We start from the raw sequence: 20,499 nt of genomic DNA, 5'->3' as shown, positions 1-20,499 counted from the left end.
GTGGCAGATGTTGAGCGACAACACGAGAAACGAAGACTAACGGCTTGATGACGCAATATGGAATTATTCACTGAATATCAGAAGGTATATTAGTCTATTTAGTATAATTCCAATACAAGCGGCAGGCGATTTGGAGTCAACAATATGTCAACTATCGATGGCATCGGCAAAGGGCATGATCGGCGAGCGCGTGCATGGGTTTTCGTGATTATAGCGGCTGCCGTCATAATGTATATCCCGACACTGGGCTATTTGCGTGATAAATGGATAGAAGATGCACAGTACAGCCTGGGATTTCTGGTACCACTCGTATCCGGTTATTTTGTATGGAAGAAGTGGCCGGATACTGCAGGGCTCACAAAGTCGCCATCTATATGGGGGCTTGTGCTTATTCTCATTGGGCTGTTATTACACCTGTCAGGCACACTCCTGGACCTGTCGGGTCCGTCCGGCGTATCAATAATAATCGTGCTGATCGGCGGATGCCTTTATTTTCATGGCAAGGGGCTTCTCAAGCTGATGGCATTTCCGCTTGCTTATATGGTCTTTATGATCCCTGTGCCTGGTGGGCTGATCGACCGTGTGGGGTTGCCGATGCAGCTTCTTGCCAGCGGATCGACTGCCCACATACTCAGTTTCCTCGGGCTTGATGTCTCTCGTGCGGGCATCCAGATATCGGTCGAAGGTTACCAGTTTGAAGTGGCTCCGGCCTGTAGTGGTATGAGTTCACTTGTCGCGCTTGTTGGTGTGAGTGCGGTCTTTGCCTATCTGACGCGTCTGCGGCCTGCACTTAAGTGGACACTCTTTGCACTGTCGCTTCCGATTGCTCTCGCGGCGAATATAGTTCGTATTACTACTATTGCTCTGGTCGGTTACCAGTGGGGTTGGGAGAATGCGATGCATATATATCACGATTGGTCCAGCCCAATCTTGTTTCTGGTGGCTATTATATTGCTTTTCGTGATCAACTGGGGGTTTGAATGGCTAAGCGCACGCCGAACTACTGCCTCGTCCTGATATTGCTCGTTATATCGACCGGCATTACGTACTGGGCGCGGAGCAAACCTCCCGTGCTGCCGGTTAGTGCCGACCTTGCGTCAGTGCCAAGGCATATCGGAGTCTGGCGTGCGGATGGTCCTGATGTCGAGCCGACAAAAGATGCATTGGAGGGCTGGCTGGTAGTTAAAAAGGATTTCCTTATACGCGATTATGTTGATGATTACGGCAACCAGATAAACCTTTTGATGGTTTACAAAGGTCAAGACAGGCGCGGCTGGCACATGTCGGAGATGTGTTTCAGCGGATCTGGCTATAATGTCACTCAGACACGCATACTTGTTCCATATGCCGGTCACAAATCCCCGGCTGTGAAGCTGGTTGCCGTGGATACGAACACCCGCTCCAAGGTTATATCGGTCTACTGGATGGCTCAAGGCAGGCACGCAGAATCTAGTTTCGCAAAGCAGCAGTTTTCGATGGCTCTGGCGCGTATGCATCCGTCGAAAGAAGGTTGGTCATTCATCCGTGTCACAAGCGGTGTTTACGGCTCTGAAGAAGAGACTATGACTTACATCAGAAACTTCATACGTTCGGCCTCCGACCCTATGATACGAGCAATGAAGTAGTGCAAGAGGAAGCTCGTCTTGTCTAAACGCCTCAAAATTCTATTCCTGGCGCATTTATTTCCCTTGCCTCTGGACTCAGGCGGCAAGATCAAGTCGTATTACACCCTCAAAGCGCTGGCATCTCAACACGACGTGCGAGCGCTGGCGTTTATCAGGTCGGACGATGAGCTTGCGCATCTGAAAGAGCTTGAATCGATCTGCAAGGTCGATCTGGTGACGTTAAAGCGCGGCAAGTTCAGACAGGCATCCGACCTCTTGCGTGCGATAACACTCGGCAGGTCATTCATCGTCAGCCGTGATTATAGAGATGAGATGCGCTCCGCGTGTAATCGGATCATAGCAGACTTCCAGCCGGACGTGGTCCATATTGACCATCTTCAAATGGCTCAGTTTGTTGATTTTGATGGTGCGTACAAGACCGTTCTGGACCATCACAACGTAGAGTCGATGATTATAAAGCGCCTTGCAGACACATCAGAGAGCCTGCCTGTGCGGATGTATGCGGGGATGGAGTGGCCAAAGCTTCAGAGATATGAGCTGGATATCTGCCGCAGGGCTTCGATGGTCCTGACTGTGAGCGAAGAGGATAGGTCAACCCTTACCGATCTTTCTCCTGAACTAACCAATATAGAGGCTGTGCCGATTGGTGCGGACGTTGATTACTTCCAACATATCGACCGGGTGCAGGGCTCGAACAATATTCTCTCCATAGGCACTATGTACTGGCCTCCCAATATCGATTCAATGCTGTATTTTCATCGTGAAATTTACCCACTCGTTAAGGCTAAGATTCCCGAGTGCAAGCTGACTATAGCCGGTCAAAAGCCTGTGGAGTCGATTCGCTCTCTCGCCTCCGATCCTTCGATTGCGGTGATCGGATACGTCAGCGATTCTCGCGAAATCTCGAAAGACTGCGGCGTATTTATAGTCCCACTGCGGTCCGGCAGCGGTGTGCGAGTCAAGATATTGAACGCTCTCGCGATGGGCCTGCCTGTCGTTTCTACTTCAGTGGGAGCTGAGGGGCTTGAAGTAGAATCCGGCACTCACCTTATGCTTGCCGACACGCCAGAGGACTTTGCAGATGCAGTGGTCAAAGTGCTCAAGGATCGTGAGCTTGCCGACAGGATCGGTCGAGGCGGCCGCGCTCTGGTATGCGAAAAGTACTCGTGGGAGAGGGTAGGGCGCCAACTGCTCTCGGCATATGGCAGGCTGACTGATGGAGCAGGCTCATGAACATACTCTTTATCGCGCCATACGTGCCGAGCCGGATCAGAGTAAGGCCGTTTCACCTGATTAAGGAGCTTTCGAAGCGCCATCAAGTTACTGTTATTGCATTGGGTGAAACTGACGGCCGCAAAGTCGAAGGAGCGGATGAACTGCCCGAGATTGTGGCCGATCTGCATGTGGTGCCGCACTCTAAGCCGCGCGGATATTTGCAGTCTCTGATTGCTCTGCCGACTCCGGTACCTATGTGCGCCGCATTCTGCCGGTCGCAAGCGATGAAAAGAGCGATATCTGAGGTAATGCGTCAACGTAAGTTCGATATCGTTCATATAGAGCATCTCAGGGCTGCCCACTTTGCATCGATGATGGGCGATGTGCCTGTTGTTTTCGACTCAGTCGATTGCCTGACGAGCCTGTTTCGCCAGATGGCTTCTGAGCATAGGAACCCAATATCAAAGCTTGTCATGCTCGAAGAAGCGATTAAACTCAGCAGATATGAGCCGCGAGTTCTGCGGCGGTTTGCTCGTGTTATAATTACCGCCGAGACGGAGCGTGCCGAGCTTCTGGCAATGAACTCCGATATCCGTGTGGATGTCATCGAAAACGGAGTTGATACGGATTACTTTGCTCCGCGGGGTGCGGCGCGCTGTTCGAAACGGATTATATTCAGCGGCAAGATGGGTTATCACCCAAATGCTCAGGCAGCGGTCTGGTTTGCAAAGGAGTGTTTTCCGACAGTCCGGCAAAAGCACCCGGATGCCGAGTTCGTGATTGTGGGAAGCGGTCCATCTGAAGATATTATGAGCTTATCCGCAGTGCCGGGCATAACGGTTACCGGATATGTGCCGGACATTCGTCCATATTTGGATTCGGCTCAGGTTGCGGTTGTGCCGATGCAGGTTGCGGTCGGCATACAAAACAAGGTTCTGGAGGCGATGGCTATGGAATTGCCGGTTGTCGCCACGCCCATCGCCTTGCGTGCATTTGGTGATGGATGCCCCGGCACAGTGTGTGCTCAGGGTGCCGAGAAGGTTGCGGATGAGGTGATAAGTCTGCTGGATACCCCGGAAGCTGCGCACGATATCGGTCGCTTGGGTCGCCTAGAAGTGATCAAAAGGTTCTCATGGGAGTCGAGCGTGCGTAGTCTGGAACATATATACGAAGAAGTGATTGCAATTGGAGGAAATGAATGAGTGTCGCAGAGGGAAGCCGCATTAGTAAAGCGAAGAGGCTCACTTTGCAGGATCGTGGCATCAATTGGAACCATATCCTTGCAATGGTCGGGATATTTGTTGTGCTGGGAGCGGTCATGGGCGGGTATTATCTGCAGAACCATCCCTGGCTGACTACCCGCGATCAGATGGACATTGCGCAGATTTCTTTGAACATATCGACCGGCAAAGGTTTTACGACGCGCTTTGTCAGGCCGTTCAACGCAGGGCTGTTGAAGGATGTGCCTGCTCCTCTGCCTGAAATAAACCATGGACCCCTCTACCCATATGTTGTTGCTGCTGCCTTCAGATATACCCAAGTATCTGACCAGGCAGTTGTGCGAATGTCGATGATATTTGGTTTTCTTACTTTGATAGCGACATTTATTCTTGGAAGAATGCTCTTTGACTGGCGCATCGGTATATTGGCTGCGGTGGGCATGGGCACTTCTGTGTTTGTCCTGCAGTCAGCCACATCGGCAAGTGAGTGGCCGATGGCAGCATTCTGGTTTGTCTTGCTAATGCTTGCAATTGCAGCGCACCATAAGAACTCCCTGTCCGGCGGCGGCAGGGCAGGCTATTTTTATGTAGTTGCATCAGCCATACTGATCTGCCTGCTTTATATGACCCATCAGGCTCTCTTGTTTTTGTTTATTCCCGTTGCTCTGTATTTTGCAGTAACCGGTTCCAGACGTATACAGCACCTGGTTTTATTTATGATGGTAACAGCAATTGCAGTCGCGCCATGGGCATACAGGAATGCAGAACTGACCGGCGGATCTATTCTGGGCGCCAATGCCTGGGACATAATGGCCGATACAAGCGAGTTTCCCGGCAATACGTTTTACAGGAGCATAGATGCGGCAGGTCGTGGTATTGCCGGAGTTTTACTATATCCCATGGAGCACTTCTCATCTTTCTCGCAAAAGTTGATGGCAGGCACCTCCGGTGCGGTCGGCGATATGCTGTCGATACTGGGGATGGTAATACTGCCGCTTGCGGTCGTGAGCATGCTATATAAGTTCAAATCGCCGTCTGCAAACGCGGTCAGGGGAGTGCTTTATGTCCTTGCTCCAATTTTTCTCATGTGTATTGCACTTTTCAGCCTTGGAAATAATGCTTTGATATTAATTGCCCCCGCTGCATCCGTATTCGGTAGTGCATACTTGTTCTTGCTTCTAGATGCAAAAAAACTTCACCCAATCTTTTTGAAAGGCATATTAATAGGGGTTATATTAATCACTTCCTGGCCGGCGGTAAGTGCAATTGTATGGGCAACCAATGAACAAGCAGATAAAATGCTTGAGGCATCAGCTATAATGTCTCAGGGAGACAAATTAGGTGTGACATGCATGTATACGGATATTCCATGGCTTGCTGCATGGCGAACCGAAAATGAGGTTGCTGTCTGGCTGCCTCGTTCTGATGCAGACATTTCGAAGCTAGTCCAAGATGGGTATTCGATGAATGTTATTGTTCTAACGTCCGAGTCTCGCAGTTATCCAACTGATGAGACGTGGTATAAGCTTTACACAACAAAGATACAGCGTGAATACATTGCTAATCCTGATAAGGTTCTTAGTCGGATTCGCGCATATGCAAAAGATATAGGCCGAAGCCCTGAACAGACAGAAGCAGCTAATAAATTTTTTCAACAAAACCAGAGAAATGCGGAAGTGTTTGATTCTATAAAAGGGTATAAGCAGACGGATCTGGGGCCTTTTGCATCGGACGAACTGCAGATTTATCAACCAGCTCTTCAGTAGTAAGCAATAAAGATATGGGCGGAGCACATTAACTCCGCCCAAAATTACTATAACTCGCACCAAGCTTGATAGCTCTAGTTTTTATTTTCTTCGCAGCCTCTTTAGCCCCGCAACGCAGCAAAGGCCAAGTGATCCCAGGATCATACTTATCGGCTCAGGCACCATTCCCAGTGTCTTACCTGTGCTTGCATGACCGCCGTTCTGTGCGCTGCAGTCAACATAGCCGGGTTCATATATGGACTTGAAACTGAATGTTACAGGACTTGACGTCGGAAGTCCATTCTCCCATCGCACGGTATCTACCAGAGTGCTGGCCCATGTGAAAGTGGGGTCACTGGATGCGGTTCCGAAATACGGAAACAGCCCAGGATTGCCTATGCTGAAACTGTGCAACTGGCCATTCAGGGCGGGCACGTTCGTCGGGGATACAACGTAAACATAGTCCCAAATGCCGCCTGTGAGAGTGGCAGTGGCATTTACGTTTACATTGCCGAGGGTGCCTGTGAGAATTGAGTTGTATGCCATCGCATGTGCTGACATAGCCATGCCAATGAGCATTACAACCGCAGCAATTAATACGATTCTTTTTGCCATAGTAATTACATCCTCCTTTCCCAATGAATCAATACGTCCGTTTTGCTTGCCGGCATATCGACCCGACGCACTAACTGACGGCAAATCCCGCAAAGTCAAATTGTCGTGCAGGTATTCACAGCCGAGCATACTTTTTGATAATAGCCGAGATTGAAGTAAATGTCAATGCCAGAGGTAAAAAACTAGTAATTCTAACAGGTGATAAAGCGAGCAGGCAGAGCTTTGTGTGTAATACAGTCGCTATATGCGTGCATGATATTAATAATTGGTCTGAAATATATATGCGTGTCTGTCTGGTGGACCGTAATGTGTATGGATTTGTGACAAATAATCGTGCGCACCCTACCTGAAAATCCACCAAAACGGCGAGAGCGTCTGGAGCGCATTCCAGAGATTTGGTTTTTGCTTATGCTCCGTTACGTATATAACGTCTCCGCGCCTGACTTGGGGTTCGTCCGCAGTGCCTTTGATGACCTGTGTAAGGTCAACCGTGACCGATTCGCCAACCTTTGCCTCGGGTCCGGAGGCATGCATGATCTTGATTGCACGGATGTCTCCAACATTGGTAACTGCGCCTCCCGCTACACCGATTGCTTCGCTGAGCGCCAGCTTCCCTTTAATAGGGTATTGTCCAGGTTTGTTGACTCCGCCCCATATCGTGAAATAGGATATCTCCAGTTCGGACACATATATTATGTCACCGGGCGCGAGCGCGATATCTGCGGTGGGATCTCCCGCCATAGCCTTTTCATAGTCGATTTTAATAGGTTCGGCGATACCTTCTCTTTTTACAGTAATCTTCGCCGGATCGGCCTCAACAGTAATTCCACCCACCAGGCCAATAGCCTCACGAAAAGTCATGTTGCGTTTGAGTGGGATTGAGCCGACCTTGCTGACCTGCCCTGACGCCATTACCGTGCCTATCATATCCAATCGAGATACGACTACGGTGTCTCCCGACTCCAACTGTCTGTTAACGGTCAAATCTTCACCGGATAAGTATTTGGTGAGGTCCAGGTCTATTATCTCGTCGCCTCTTCTGATATTTACACGCGAGAGATCTGCTGTATCGTCATAACCGGCCTGCGCTAGCGCCTGTAAAACCCTGTCGCCGACTCCTATTTCAATCAACCCGCGTTTGTTGACTTGACCGACCACAAACACCTGCATCTTCGCGCGCTCCACGAAAGACACACTTACCTGTGGGTTTACGAGCACGCTCTTAAGAGATTTGGTGATTTCAGCAGATGCGTCCGATGTGTTGAGGCCTTCGATCTTCACGGAGTTGACCATCGGCATTAGTATGCAGCCGTCACTGTTGATCTGATAGTGCTTGGAGAAGTCCTTCTCGCCGTCGACAGCCACGTCGATCACGTCACCTACAGCCAACTTCGAGCCGTCCGCTATAGCCGCCATAGGCAGTATAGAACCGACAAGCATCAATATCGCTATTACAATATAAGTAGCCTTCATCAGCCGGTAGCCTCCGTGAGCCGAGATTCCATACATATTATTCCTGCGCTTGGGCTTATAGTCAAGCAATTTATACGCTCTGATCAATAATTTGTTGCAAGCATACAAATACGGATACGCAGTCAGCTCCCTTGATAGTTCCGTTAAAGTTTCACACACAGTATTCCTTGGTAAAACTTCATCTGTAATTGAGAGGAAGGGACTTTGAACGACGAGCAGCAAGTATCGAGGCTGAGCAAGTTCTTTGCGGCCCGCAAAAGAGCCATCATCGTGATCGGCGTAATCCTTCTTGTCGGCATTGGTGTGCTGGTGTATTGGATTCTGAGCCTAGGCAAGGAATCGACCGATGACGCCCAGGTCGCAGGCCACCTCGTTCCGATTAGTCCTCGCATTGCGGGTCACGTCGTCGAGATCAACGTAAACGACAACCAGCTTGTGGATAAGGGTTATCTCCTTGTTAGGCTCGATCGAAAAGAGTATGTGGATCGGGTCCGTAAGTCTTCAGCAGCGGTGGATGCGGCGATAGCGCAGGAGTCTGTAAGCAACAGGCAGGTCTCGGTTGTCGGTAAGACTGCTCCTTCATCGCTGGATCAGGCCAAGGCAGCCGTAAAGAACGCCCAGGCTACTGTATCGAGCGCGAACAACCAGGTGATCGCCGCGATTGCGCAGGCAAGATCAGCAGACGCTCAAGTAAGAGCCTCGCGGGATGTGGTCGAGGCGGCGCGCACGGATGTCAATGCCGCCGCCGCTCAGGTCACTGCAGCCGAGGCGGCGGTGAAAGCCGCTGAGGCGAATGCGGCATCTGCTGCTGCTCAGGCCAAAAAAGCTGCCAGCGATTATGCCAGATACAAAGAACTCTATACCGCAGGTGCAGCGTCCGCACAGCAGTTCGAAAGCTTTCAGACCACAAATACCAGCGCCCAGGCGGCGCTCAACGCGGCCCGACAACAGGTAGCCGGCTCCAAAGCAGCCCTAAACCGTGCCATAGCGAGCCTTGCGGGTACAAAAGCAGTCCTGAAACGCGACAATTCCCAGTTAGCCGCTGCAATGGATGCATCCGATCAGGCTAAGGCAGGCGTTGAGACCGCCAGGTCGGAAGCTGCGCGTGCGCGTGCGCTCCTTAAACAGTCCCAGGCTGCTTTTGCAGGCACTCAGACGGTTCCCGAGCAGATATCTATCAGCAAGTCTCAAAGAGGCGCTGCCAAGGCAGCAGTCAAGCAGAGCATTGCTCAACTAAATAATGATCGCCTGCTGCTTTCATACACAAATATAAAAGCGCCTGTCAGGGGAGTTGTCAGCGAGAAGGGTGTTCAGATCGGTCAATATGTCCAGCCCGGCCAGATGCTGATGGCCGTAGTCCCGCTTACGAATGTCTGGGTGGTCGCCAACTTCAAAGAGACTCAGACAGGCCGCATGCACCCCGGCCAGAGGGCGACATTTACCGTGGACTCATACCCCGGCATAAGGCTCAGAGGCCGCGTAAACAGCATCGGGGCGGCAACGGTAGCCCAGTTCAGTCTTTTGCCGCCGGAGAATGCGACAGGCAACTTCGTCAAGGTGGTGCAGCGCATCCCTGTGAAGATAGTTCTGGACCAATCACTGCCGAAGGGGGTAGTACTCAGACCGGGACAAAACGTCATCGCGACTGTCTATCTGCGCTGAATGCGTCACAGCGTCATAGCGTCATAGCGTCACAACGTCTTTGATCGGGCGCGATTTCCGATCGCGCCCGAAACAGAAGAGTAGGATTTCAAATTCCGATTAATATCCCTCCAGGTATCTTACCTGGAGGGCTGAGCGAGGCTGACATGGAAGAGAGAGCAGATAACTTACAGGAGCAGGGATGGTGTCCTGTCGGCACACCAGGTGTGGTCGCCATTGCCGTCATGCTGGCGACCTTCATGGAGGTGCTGGACAGCACGGTCGTAAACGTCTCTCTGCCGCACATAGCGGGCAACCTCTCCGCAACAATTGACGAGAGCACATGGGTTCTGACCTCATACCTGGTTTCAAATGCGATAGTCCTGCCTGCCACAGGCTGGCTCAGCAGACTTTTCGGGCGCAAGCGCTATTATATGATCTCAGTCACTGCATTTGTGATCTCGTCGTTTTTGTGCGGCCTGGCGCCCTCGCTGCATTCGTTGATCTTTTACCGTGTGCTGCAGGGTCTGGGCGGCGGCGCGCTCCAGCCTATATCTCAGGCGATCCTGCTCGAGTGTTTTCCGGTCAGCAGGCGCGGGATGGGCATGGCCATATTCGGGATAGGGGTTGTGTTTGCGCCGATCATAGGGCCAACGCTCGGCGGGTGGATCACCGACAACTACTCCTGGCGCTGGATATTCTATATAAACATCCCGATAGGCATCTTGTCGATGATCATGGCGCAGATATATGTCGTCGATCCGCCATATTTGCAGCGCGGCGCGATAAAAATCGATTATATCGGTCTTGGCCTGCTTGCGTTGGGGATCGGCTTTCTTCAGGTTGTGCTGGACACCGGTCAGAAGCACGACTGGTTCCAGACATCGTGGATACTGCATCTCTCGATTATTTCTGCAGTCAGCCTGATCGCACTGGTCGTGTGGGAGTTATACACACAGCACCCGATCATAGACCTCACAGTCTTCAAGGTGCGCAACTTCGCGCCCGGAGTCTTTCTCATATTCATGCTCGGCATAGCATTGTATGGGAGCATGGTCCTCTTGCCGGTCCTGCTGCAGACTCTGCTTGGATACTCTGCACTACAAAGCGGGCTTGCAATGTCTCCGGGAGGCATAGGGACGCTGATCTGTATGCCGGTGGTGGGTTATCTGGTCGGACGATGGGACGTGAGGTATTTAATAATCTTTGGGTTGTCAATGCTCTCTGTGTCCATGTTTATAATGTCCGGTTATAACCTGCAGATCAGCTTCTGGGATGCGGCCTATCCGAGAATAATCATGGGCATCGGCCTTGCGTTTTTGTTTGTGCCCCTCGCGACAGTGACCTTCGCATTCCTTTCACGAGAAAGGACAGGCAGCGCAACGGGCATATTCAACCTCATGCGCAACATCGGTGGCAGTGTAGGGATTGCGGCAGTAAACACGCTCCTTGCCCGCCGCGAGCAGTTTCACCAGTCCAGGCTGGTAGAAAACATATCTACCTTCAACCCAACCTTTCAACAGTGGTTCAACGGAGCCGTTGCAGGACTTACCGCAGCAGGCCAGAGCTATCTCAATGCCCAAAAACAGGCTATTGGTATTGCGTACCAAATGGTAATACGTCAGGCCGCTATGATGTCTTTTGTAGACGCGTTCTGGCTGCTGGGTGTAGTGATGATTGTTCTGCTGCCGCTGGTATTTCTGATGCGGCGTCCACCGCGCCATTCGCAGCCTGTCCCTGGGGCGCACTAAGCAAAGTCGTAAATAGTGTCGGCGTGTGGTAGACAACGCCGACACCATAAATGCTATCTATTCAATATCCGATTGCTGCCTGACCCTTACAAGGTTGGTCAGCTCAGCTCCAGACATCTCACATGAGCTTATTCCGGTTACGCTCACAAAGTCGCCCTCGTTCGGGACACTTACCCCTGTCGGGACACTCACCTTTACATTAGTAAGCGAACCATCAGATATCTTAAACCAGCTTGGAATTGAAGCAGGATCGATATCTATAACCTTTCCCCATACACGCACCAGCAGACCGATGTTGTTGATCCCGGCCAGTTTTTGCCGCTTAAGCTCAAACTTACCGGTATCCGGGTTATTTACCAACTGCCAGCCGAATACACCCTCCTGGCCCTCGCCGGTGAGCAGGTTATACATGAAATCGCCGCCGCCGAGGCTCTGATTGGTCATGCCCAGTGGATTGACTGACCCTGTAGCTGTCTGCATTTTATATGAGGATAGCGAAATGGCTTTCTCTCCATCGACTGTAGTCAGGGTGCCGTATGCATCTATCAGCTTTCCAAGCTCTGCATCGCTTGGAGCGGGAGTTACTTTGATCCCGCACAACTTGTCAGTGTCTTCTACATATATGCAGTCATCGAATTTGCCTGTGACCACACATTCGAGAGCCATAATCCGGCTTTCACTTGCTCTGGCTTTGGATGTAGATAATGGTTCAAATCCCAAAACTACTTGCGGGATTAGATTATTAGTTGCCCCTCCATTGCCAAGCTCACCGTATGAATTGCTTCCCCATGTCCATACAGTGCCGTCACTCTTTATGGCTACTGTATGACCATTGCCGCCCGCGATAGCAACAACTCCTGTAAGGTTGTGAACTTGTAATGGATTTGGGCTTACCCCACCACTTCCATATACGGGGCCAAGCTGGCCAGCAAAATTGTCTCCCCAACACCATACCGTCCCATCGCTTTTTAAGGCAATTGTGTGATCTCTGCCAGCCGCAATAGCAGTCACTCCGGTAATCTTGGTGACTTGCATTGGGGTCGACATACTCATATTATATGTAAGATAGCCCAGTTGGCATTGGCCATTAAATCCCCAAGTCCATACTGTGCCATCATTTTTCAATGCAACTGTGTGGTAACTGCCAGCCGAAATGGCAATTACTCCAGTGAGGCTTGAAACTTGCACCGGAGTTAACTTATTAGTTGTGGTTCCGTCGCCAAGCTCGCCCAAACCATTGTATCCCCAAGCCCATACAGTGCCGTCACTTTTAAGGGCTACTGTGTAAGAGCCGCCAGCAGCTATGGCAATAACTCCGTCGAGGCCTGAAACCTGCACCGGAGTCGATTTGTCTATAGTGCTCCCGTCTCCAAGTTGGCCACAGTTGTTGCGCCCCCATGCCCATACAGTGCCATCACTCTTCAGGGCTGTTGTGTGATAGAAACCACCCGAAACGGCCACTACTCCGCTAATACCGGAAACTTGCACCGGAATCGATTTGTCTATAGTGGTCCCATCACCAAGCTGTCCATAGGCATTATATCCCCAAGTCCATACTGTGCCATCATTCTTTACAGCAATCGTGTGATGAAAGCCAGCCCAAATGGCAGCTACTGCGTCAAGGCTGGGAACTTGCATCGGAGTTAACTTATTAGTTGTGGTTCCATCGCCAAGCTGACCATACCAGTTGCACCCCCATGTCCATACAGTTTTGTTGTTCTTTAATGCTACTGTGTCACAGAAGCCTGCCCCAATAGAAACCACTCCAGTAATGCCGGGTACTTGTGCTGGAGTACCACCTGCATCAAACCCATTGCCAAGCTGGCCATATTTATTATATCCACATTCCCAAATTGTGCCGTCATTCGTTAAAATAACCGTGTGTCCATAACCCGCGGCAACAGCAACAACCCCGGTTAAGTTGGAGACTTGCACTGGAATTGCACTATTTCCATTACCCAGTTGGCCATAGCTGTTGTTTCCCCAACCCCATACAGTGCCATCATTTCTCACGGCCACAGTATGATAAGAGCCTGCCGCAATAGAAGCCACTCCTGTAAGCCCTGCGACTTGTACAGGAGTCGACTCATTAGTTCTAGTTCCGTTACCAAGTTCGCCATTTCCATTAAATCCCCAAGCCATTACTGTGCCATCACTCTTTAGGGCAAATGTTTGACACCCGCCAGCTGCTACAGCGATAACTCCAGTAATGTCGGAAACTTGCACCGGAGTCGATAGCGAACTATTATTATTACTGGTAGTTCCATTTCCAAGCTGACCAAAACCATTATTGCCCCAAGCCCATACAGTGCCATCGTTCTTTACTGCCACCGTGTGATTTGCACCAGCCGCAATGGCAATCACTCCTGTAAACCCCGTAACCTGTACTGGAGTTTCATAACATGTGGTTCCACTGCAAACCTGGCCACAACCATTGGATCCCCAAGCCCATATAGTGCCGTCACTCTTTAAGGCTACTGTATGATTTTCGCCAGCCGCGATTGCAACTACTCCATTAAGGCCCGAGACTTGCACTGGAGTCAATCGTACATTGTTGCCGGTTCCATCGCCAAGCTGAGCTTGAGTATTGTCTCCCCAAGCCCATACCGTACCGTCACTTTTTAGAGCTACTGTGTGACACCAACCAGCCGCGATGGCAACTACTCCATCAAGTCCTGAGACTTGTACTGGAGCCGACTTATCAACTTCGGTACCGTCGCCAAGTTGACCACGGTCGTTGTGTCCCCAAGCCCATACTGTGCCATCGCTCCTTAAGGCTACTGTATGACCGCTGCCAGCCGTCACTGCAATGACCTTTGCTGCCCAAACGTTCGAAGTAAGAAATAATAATACAAGCACAAAACTGATGACTAACTTTTCTTTAAGCTTCATCTTTTTCCTCTTTCCGTGGAGGTCATCAGACTCCACTATTCGTGTTTTTTGTGCCTGCCCGCAATACATATAAGAATACCTGCAGACAAAAAAAGTTCCGCATTATGCAACGCAATTTTGGATATTTTTATATGATGTATGATATATAACTCATTATGATATTTTTTAGATGAGTTGAGTGAAGATAATTGTAGCTGATTGAATGCAACTGCAAATGGATATCCATAGCTTTGTGCTTGCAATAACTAGCCTATTCGTCTAGAGTATTAGCCTATGAGCAATCAATCGATAGTATCCATAGTGTCGTGTGCGGATTATGAGACCGAGCATGTTTCATCGGCTGTCGCAAAGGCTCTGGAGCTAGCGGGTCTGGATGAAGCTATCAGCCAGGCTCAAAACATACTTCTGAAGCCTAACCTGCTCTCCACACGCCTGCCTGAAGAGGCTGTGACCACTCACCCGGCAGTCGTTCGCGCGCTGGGGCAATACGTGCTATCGATGGGGAGCCGGGTCGCGCTTGGAGATAGCCCGCCGTTTGCGGGTGAGAACGCTCAAAAGTACGCAAAGCTCTGCGAACGAACCGGCATGTCGGCAGTCGCGAGCGAACTTGGTATTCCACTTATCAGGTTCGAGGAAGATGCAGTGACGGCTGCCAACCCGGACGGCAGATTCTACCGATCGTTTGATGTATCGCGCCAAGCTCTCGAATCAGACCTGATCATAAATATTCCCAAACTCAAAACTCATGGCCTCACTGCATATACGGGCGCTGTGAAGAATATCTTCGGGTGCATTCCTGGTGTGCGCAAGGGCCTCTTCCACGTTCAGTCTGCAGAGAACCGTCAGACTTTCGCGCAGATGCTGGTCGATCTGCTGCGTGTGTTCAAACCTAAGGTGAACGTGATGGACGCAGTCATTGCGATGGAGGGTGATGGTCCCAATGCAGGGAGTCCAAAGCATGTGGGGCTGATTATTGCGTCGAATGATGCAGTCGCCATGGATGCAGTGGCATGCAGTATAATAGGCATCGACCCGATGTCTATAGACACGACCAGACTCGCCCATCAGCAGGGCCTCGGGTGCGCCGACTTGGACTCGATTGATATTCGCGGCGAGTCGATCGACTCTGTTCGAGTCAACGATTTCAAGCTTTCATCCGGCAGGAATGACTGGAACAGGATCCCATTGCCGATACGCAAAGTTCTACGGCGTCAACTTGTGGCCGTGCCAAAGGTGAAGTCCTCTGAGTGCATCGGCTGCGGCGACTGTTCCCGTGCTTGTCCCGTGCATGCCATTACTCCCGGCAGGCCTCCGGTTATTGATCTCAACAAATGCATACGCTGTTATTGCTGCCATGAGGTATGCAATTTTTCGGCCATAGGACTAAAGCGCGGCTGGTTGGGGAAAGTGTTTGACAATCTGACAAAAAAGTGACCTGGCCGTTGGGCGTCCAGCCAAGTCTCAACAAATACAGATAGTGAAAGGAGAAAAAGAAGCACTGGTAATTATACTAGGTTTTTAGCAGGCAGTCAACCCCAATTTTAATCATTTATTAAAATTTATGAATGCAGTTTAAGAATTATTCCGATTCCAAATACCTGCCGAACCACTCCGCTGCCAATCGAGCGACCTCTTCCAATGTGCCGGGTTCCTCAAAAAGATGTGTCGCGCCGGGGACGATTATCATTTGCTTTTGCCCGCCCAGCATATCGTAGGCCTCCCTGTTCATTTGGATTACAGGCACGTCCATCCCGCCTACAATCAGCAGGGTGGGAGATTTGACTAGCGGGAGGGATTTCATTGCAAGGTCGGGTCTGCCGCCTCGTGAAACGACCGCACCTATCTCCGGTCTATCGGCGGCTGCCATAAGAGCAGCGGCAGCGCCTGTGCTTGCGCCAAAGTAGCCTATTTGCAGGTCGGCAGTGGAGTCGTTTTTCTGGAGCCAGTCTGTTGCGATTTTGAGGCGGTCTGCAAGCAGCGTTATATTGAAGACTTTGCTCCGATCCTCGGCCTCTTCCGGTTCAAGCAGGTCGATCAGGAGGGTTCCAAGGCCTTCACTTCTGAGATATTTTGCTACAAACTGGTTTCTTGGGCTGAGCCTGCTGCTGCCGCTTCCGTGTGCGAAAAGGACTACCCCGATTGCATTTTCAGGCACACCCAGCATTCCTTCCAGGCGTATTCCCTTTGCTTCGATATAAACCAGCCGATCAATCGCAGTTCTCATGGATATCACGCTCCTTCGGCTAGGGGTGAAGCATTTGCCGTTCACATTTAGCTGGCTTTACAAGCTAAATCGCAAATGCTTCACCCGCTCCCTGCATTATGGGTTTTGACTACTTTAATTTCCCGAAGGTGCATCTCATTGAAACAAAGATGTTGGTTACTTAGCCGGTGCGGCTTCCTTGGCCTGCGCGGCGGCTTTAGCAATAGTTGAGGCAGGTAAGACTACGTATAAGGAATCTCCATAACCCATTGATCGCGAAGTGGAGTCGTTGTCCTTGCTTTGGTCAACGCGGACAACCACTATTCCTACGATTTTACCGTCCGGTGTAAATGTAGGGCTGCCCAGGCCGAAGATGCCTGTCACTACATATAGCGTGCGCGGTTTAGTCAACACGGCCTGCACGCGGTCCACATACGCCGCGAGCGCTCGGTTTGCAATCTGACCCAGCCTGGAGATCACGATCAACTCATCCAGCATTTGAGGTGTGCTCGCTTTGGACAGATCGATGTAAGTCATAGCAGCTTTGGGAGCGGTCTTCGGCTTGATAAATGCAAGATCGAGGTCTTTGTCGCGCAGCACGATATCTGCCGGGACCTCGGTGCCGTCAGAGAGCTTGATCTTGAGGTCGATCACATCAGCGGACATGCTGAAGCTGTCGTCATGTTCCATATATGATGAAAATAGAGTCGGGTCGATATCTGAGAGTGACGTTACAGCCAGCCCCGACGGATCGATAATAGTTGCGGTGCTGGTGACTTTCTGCTGTTCATTGTCGCTGCCGCCCTGATATGAAACCTTTGTCTCCAACACCAGGTTCACCGTCACGATTGCGTCCTTGTATTTATCCGCGACAGCGCGCCCGTCGCTTGCGATGTCTGCGGCGCAGGACGCAGCAAGCGCCAAAGTCCATATAATTACCATACATGGGAGTGTAATATTGCACATGTGTTTTTTCATTATTGCATCTCCAAGATTCTAAAATTGGTCTTGCTATCATATTATGCCTGCATTGAGGCGCGGTTAGAAAGTGAATTTCTGCCGTGTTGACTAAAGATATCAGGAATTTTACTTTGTGTCTAGGTAAGAGGCAGCGTACGGACAGAGGCGGCTCGCTTTTTGTCAAAAGCTGCCGCCTCCGCCAAGTTTGGATGTGATGTGTCTACCAGGCTTTTTATACCCTACTCTGATAGATGTTAAACATCAGCTTTATTGGTCCATCGATCTGTCGCGCGCTGAGTCAGCCGCTTCAATTGCATCAAGCACGCCGTCTTCGGATATCGGTCCACTGAAATATGTAAGCTTGCCGTCTACAAATACTCCACTGGACATATTTTTGTCGGTCTCTGCTTGGCCGACATCCACCAGTAATCCGGCTGACTTGGGCGATTCGGTTTCCATAACGACATCCACGACTTTGCGGTCGCTGACTCCCACATAGCACCTGCGGCAGTCGATCATATCAATCTTGACCTTTGGTGAGTTTTCCGGAGAGTATCTTGGCTGAGCCTTATCATCAAAGCTGAAATAGTAGAGCGTGCCCTGGTCGTGCGACTCACCCTCAACCATTCCCAGATGCCGGAAGAATGCCGCGGGCATGAAGTCGTATCCGGCTGCTGTGCGCCTCTTATAGCCCTCAACCGCCAACCCCGAGGCTCCACTTGCGCGCGCATCCGCCACAGCGCCCTCAACCAACATCCGCCCGACTCCCTTTGCCTGATAATGCGGCTTTACAAATAAGCACTGGACCATATACAGGCCTTCGCCCTCCACATCGAGTGGAGCGCTTTCAATCGGATAATACAGGACGAAACCGGTGACCTCGCCACTTTCGTCGCGCGCAACCAGACCCCTGAGAGTGTTGCTTTCCAGCCAGACTTCAAGCTGGTTGAATATTTCCTTGCTGTTGGGTTTTTGGGCCGCACAGTAAATGCCGTCTTTGAGATTTGTTGTCGAGAGCGGTTCGATTTTCATAATAGCCTCCCCCGAAACTGTAGTGATTGATGTATACCCGCAAGAGCCTGTTTTGAAGCAATCGGAGGATAAGTATTTGCGGGGGTCGAATGAAACCGTGTGAGTGCAAAGATTAAAGTTGAAGATGTCCATGCAGGCTATAACGGAGCGCAGGTCCTGAACGGCGTTTCGTTGGAGCTTGCCGACTCAGAGTTTGTTGGCATTATCGGTCCCAACGGCAGCGGCAAGACCACACTGCTGCGAACAATCTCTCGCGCGCTTGCGCCGCAGTCGGGTCTTGTGCAGATCGACGGTAAAGACGTATACAAAATCCCCGCCCGGGAGTATGCCAGAAAGGTCGCCGTTGTTCCCCAGGAGACCATGGTCGCGTTCGACTTCACCGTGATGGAAGTCGCGCTGATGGGGCGTTCACCCAGGCTGGGACGGTTCGCTGTCGAGTCTTCCAGAGATGAAGCAATAGCCCTTGATGCTCTCCGCCGGACAGGCACTGACCACCTAAAGGACCGGCCTATAAACGCGCTCTCGGGCGGTGAGAGGCAGCGGGTCATGATGGCTCGTGCGCTGGCCCAGGAGCCTGAAGTTTTACTCCTCGATGAGCCTACATCCCACCTGGACATCAGCTTTCAATTTGAGATAATGGACCTGGTGAAGGGTCTGAACAGGGATCGAGGGTTGACGGTTTTAGCAGTTCTTCACGATCTCAATCTAGCTGGGTCATATTGTGACCGGCTGGTCATTATAGGTCAGGGATGCGTGCAGGCGAGCGGTTCACCCGAAGAAGTGATCACATCCGAGAACATCCGTCGTGTGTACGGGGCAGAGGTATGGGTCCGCCGCCACCCGACTACACGCAGGCCGTATGTGATCTCCGGCATAAGCCCGAAGTCAAAAAGACCGGATGCGCATTTTGATAAACCCATACGTGTTCATGTGGTCGGGGGCGGAGGCACTGCGGCGCCTATATTTGCAAAACTCCTGCGCCGGGGTTATCAGGTCACCTCGGGTGTTCTCAATCAAAGTGATGCCGATCAGGAAGTGGCGGATGCTTTGGATATAGAATATGTGCCGCAGCAGCTCTTTGCTCAGATAGCGCCCGACTCTCATGCAAAGCACCTGGAACTCATCAAATCCGCTGATGTGATTATACTCACCGATGTCCCGATAGGCCACGGCAATATTCTCAACATCGAAGCGGTGCATGACGCCGCGCTGTCCGGTAAGAGAGTGATCTTACTTAAGCCCGATCTGATTAAGGACAGGGACTTCACTGACGGCATGGCGAGCGGACTTGTTGATGAGATGCTGGAGAATGGAGCTTGCGGCTGCAAGTCGGTTGAGGAGCTTATGTATCTTGTAGAAAGCTGAATTCTACTTCCTATCAGGCAGATAACCGGCCCTTATGATGCCGAGCTTTGTCAAAAGAAACTCAGCGGCAGTTCGCAGGCAGCCGAAGCCGTAGACCACGCTTCTTCTGAAGTTGATGGACGAAGCCTCGGGGAAATATTTGGTCGGGCAGCTTATCTCGCCTATCTGGTAACCAAGCCAGATAATCTGCGCAAGCATCTGGTTGTCAAACACAAAGTCGTCCGAGTTTTTCTCCAGCGGCAATTCTCTGAGCAGTTCGGCTGAAAAAGCCCGGTAGCCGGTGTGGTACTCTGAAAGTTTGACTCCCATCATTACGTTTTCAGTCGCAGTCAAGAAACGGTTGGCTGCATATTTCCAGATGGGCATGCCCTGCTTTATTGCACGCTGATGGCCTCCCAGTATGCGCGACCCAATGACGCAGCTATAGAGTCCATTTCCTATGAGGCATGCCATAGCGGGTATCAGCTTGGGCGTATACTGGTAGTCCGGGTGGACCATGATTATGATGTCGCCGCCTTCTTCAAGCGCAAGCCTGTAACATGTCTTTTGGTTTGCCCCGTATCCCTTGTTTTTCTCATGCACCATGACAACAGTGTTCGGCAGAGTTCGGGCGATCTCAACAGTCTCGTCATTGCTCGCGTCATCGACCACTATTACCAGGTCCACAACGCCCTGAGCCAGGATTTCATCATGTGTCTTGCGCAGAGTTTCGGAGGCATTATACGCCGGCATTACTACAACTACTTTTTTATTCTGAAACAT

16 protein-coding genes are annotated in these 20,499 nt (G+C 51.0%); 9 read left to right on the top strand and 7 right to left on the bottom strand.

Features of this window, described 5'->3' with window-relative positions; all coding sequences use genetic code 11:
• Positions 1-144 precede the first annotated feature (144 nt).
• From ABFD83_01650 to ABFD83_01630, 5 genes are read left to right on the top strand one after another with little or no spacing between them, the layout of a single operon-like run.
• Positions 145-1,017, top strand: a complete 873-nt coding sequence (locus ABFD83_01650; protein MEN6355769.1) for an exosortase/archaeosortase family protein — start codon at positions 145-147, stop codon at positions 1,015-1,017.
• A complete protein-coding gene (locus ABFD83_01645; protein MEN6355768.1) occupies positions 981-1,625 on the top strand; it encodes an exosortase C-terminal domain/associated protein EpsI in 645 nt (214 codons plus the stop codon). The genes ABFD83_01650 and ABFD83_01645 overlap by 37 nt, the downstream gene beginning before the upstream one ends.
• Before the next feature lie 18 nt (positions 1,626-1,643).
• The gene (locus ABFD83_01640; GenBank protein MEN6355767.1) at positions 1,644-2,858 is read left to right on the top strand and encodes a glycosyltransferase family 4 protein; all 1,215 of its coding nucleotides are present in this window, start codon (positions 1,644-1,646) and stop codon (positions 2,856-2,858) included.
• Positions 2,855-4,042, top strand: coding sequence for a glycosyltransferase (locus tag ABFD83_01635; protein ID MEN6355766.1), 1,188 nt, complete (start codon positions 2,855-2,857; stop codon positions 4,040-4,042). The genes ABFD83_01640 and ABFD83_01635 overlap by 4 nt, the downstream gene beginning before the upstream one ends.
• Positions 4,039-5,826, top strand: coding sequence for a glycosyltransferase family 39 protein (locus tag ABFD83_01630; protein ID MEN6355765.1), 1,788 nt, complete (start codon positions 4,039-4,041; stop codon positions 5,824-5,826). Before ABFD83_01635 ends, ABFD83_01630 begins: the two co-directional genes overlap by 4 nt.
• A gap of 81 nt (positions 5,827-5,907) precedes the next feature.
• Here ABFD83_01630 and ABFD83_01625 read toward each other — a convergent pair whose 3' ends face one another.
• Together ABFD83_01625 and ABFD83_01620 are read right to left on the bottom strand one after the other, a co-directional pair.
• Positions 5,908-6,420: a hypothetical protein gene (locus ABFD83_01625; protein MEN6355764.1), complete on the bottom strand. Its 513-nt coding sequence runs from the start codon at positions 6,418-6,420 to the stop codon at positions 5,908-5,910.
• A 342-nt stretch (positions 6,421-6,762) separates the two neighbouring features.
• A complete protein-coding gene (locus ABFD83_01620; protein MEN6355763.1) occupies positions 6,763-7,893 on the bottom strand; it encodes an SLBB domain-containing protein in 1,131 nt (376 codons plus the stop codon).
• 204 nt (positions 7,894-8,097) lie between these two features.
• Here ABFD83_01620 and ABFD83_01615 point away from each other — a divergent pair, with 204 nt between their 5' ends.
• Positions 8,098-9,555, top strand: a complete 1,458-nt coding sequence (locus tag ABFD83_01615; GenBank protein ID MEN6355762.1) for an HlyD family secretion protein — start codon at positions 8,098-8,100, stop codon at positions 9,553-9,555.
• 146 nt (positions 9,556-9,701) lie between these two features.
• Complete coding sequence (locus tag ABFD83_01610; protein MEN6355761.1) at positions 9,702-11,285, top strand: DHA2 family efflux MFS transporter permease subunit; 1,584 nt, start codon at positions 9,702-9,704, stop codon at positions 11,283-11,285.
• A gap of 57 nt (positions 11,286-11,342) precedes the next feature.
• Here the strand turns inward: ABFD83_01610 and ABFD83_01605 are convergent, their stop codons facing one another.
• Positions 11,343-14,177 carry an RCC1 repeat-containing protein gene (locus ABFD83_01605; GenBank protein MEN6355760.1) on the bottom strand — a complete coding sequence of 945 codons (2,835 nt, stop codon included), beginning with the start codon at positions 14,175-14,177 and terminating at the stop codon, positions 11,343-11,345.
• Positions 14,178-14,450: 273 nt separating this feature from the next.
• Here ABFD83_01605 and ABFD83_01600 point away from each other — a divergent pair, with 273 nt between their 5' ends.
• Positions 14,451-15,611 (top strand): DUF362 domain-containing protein, encoded by a 1,161-nt coding sequence (locus tag ABFD83_01600; GenBank protein MEN6355759.1) that lies wholly within the window; start codon positions 14,451-14,453, stop codon positions 15,609-15,611.
• 145 nt (positions 15,612-15,756) lie between these two features.
• Here the strand turns inward: ABFD83_01600 and ABFD83_01595 are convergent, their stop codons facing one another.
• The 3 genes from ABFD83_01595 to ABFD83_01585 all read right to left on the bottom strand — a co-directional run bounded on the left by ABFD83_01595 (position 15,757) and on the right by ABFD83_01585 (position 18,372).
• Complete coding sequence (locus ABFD83_01595; GenBank protein ID MEN6355758.1) at positions 15,757-16,401, bottom strand: dienelactone hydrolase family protein; 645 nt, start codon at positions 16,399-16,401, stop codon at positions 15,757-15,759.
• Positions 16,402-16,557: 156 nt separating this feature from the next.
• The gene (locus ABFD83_01590) at positions 16,558-17,358 is read right to left on the bottom strand and encodes a trypsin-like peptidase domain-containing protein (protein ID MEN6355757.1); all 801 of its coding nucleotides are present in this window, start codon (positions 17,356-17,358) and stop codon (positions 16,558-16,560) included.
• 249 nt (positions 17,359-17,607) lie between these two features.
• The gene (locus ABFD83_01585; GenBank protein ID MEN6355756.1) at positions 17,608-18,372 is read right to left on the bottom strand and encodes a GNAT family N-acetyltransferase; all 765 of its coding nucleotides are present in this window, start codon (positions 18,370-18,372) and stop codon (positions 17,608-17,610) included.
• A 99-nt stretch (positions 18,373-18,471) separates the two neighbouring features.
• Between ABFD83_01585 and ABFD83_01580 the strand changes: the two genes are divergently transcribed.
• On the top strand, positions 18,472-19,737 hold the full coding sequence (locus ABFD83_01580; GenBank protein MEN6355755.1) for a heme ABC transporter ATP-binding protein: 1,266 nt from the start codon (positions 18,472-18,474) through the stop codon (positions 19,735-19,737).
• Positions 19,738-19,740: 3 nt separating this feature from the next.
• On the opposite strand, the gene ABFD83_01575 is transcribed toward ABFD83_01580, so the two are convergent.
• On the bottom strand, positions 19,741-20,499 hold the full coding sequence (locus ABFD83_01575; protein MEN6355754.1) for a glycosyltransferase family 2 protein: 759 nt from the start codon (positions 20,497-20,499) through the stop codon (positions 19,741-19,743).

The organism is Armatimonadota bacterium, assembly GCA_039679645.1.
In the GTDB taxonomy this organism is placed as follows: domain Bacteria; phylum Armatimonadota; class UBA5829; order UBA5829; family UBA5829; genus UBA5829.
Note: the sequence above shows the minus strand (reverse complement) of the source record. Positions and strands in the feature narration are given on the sequence as shown.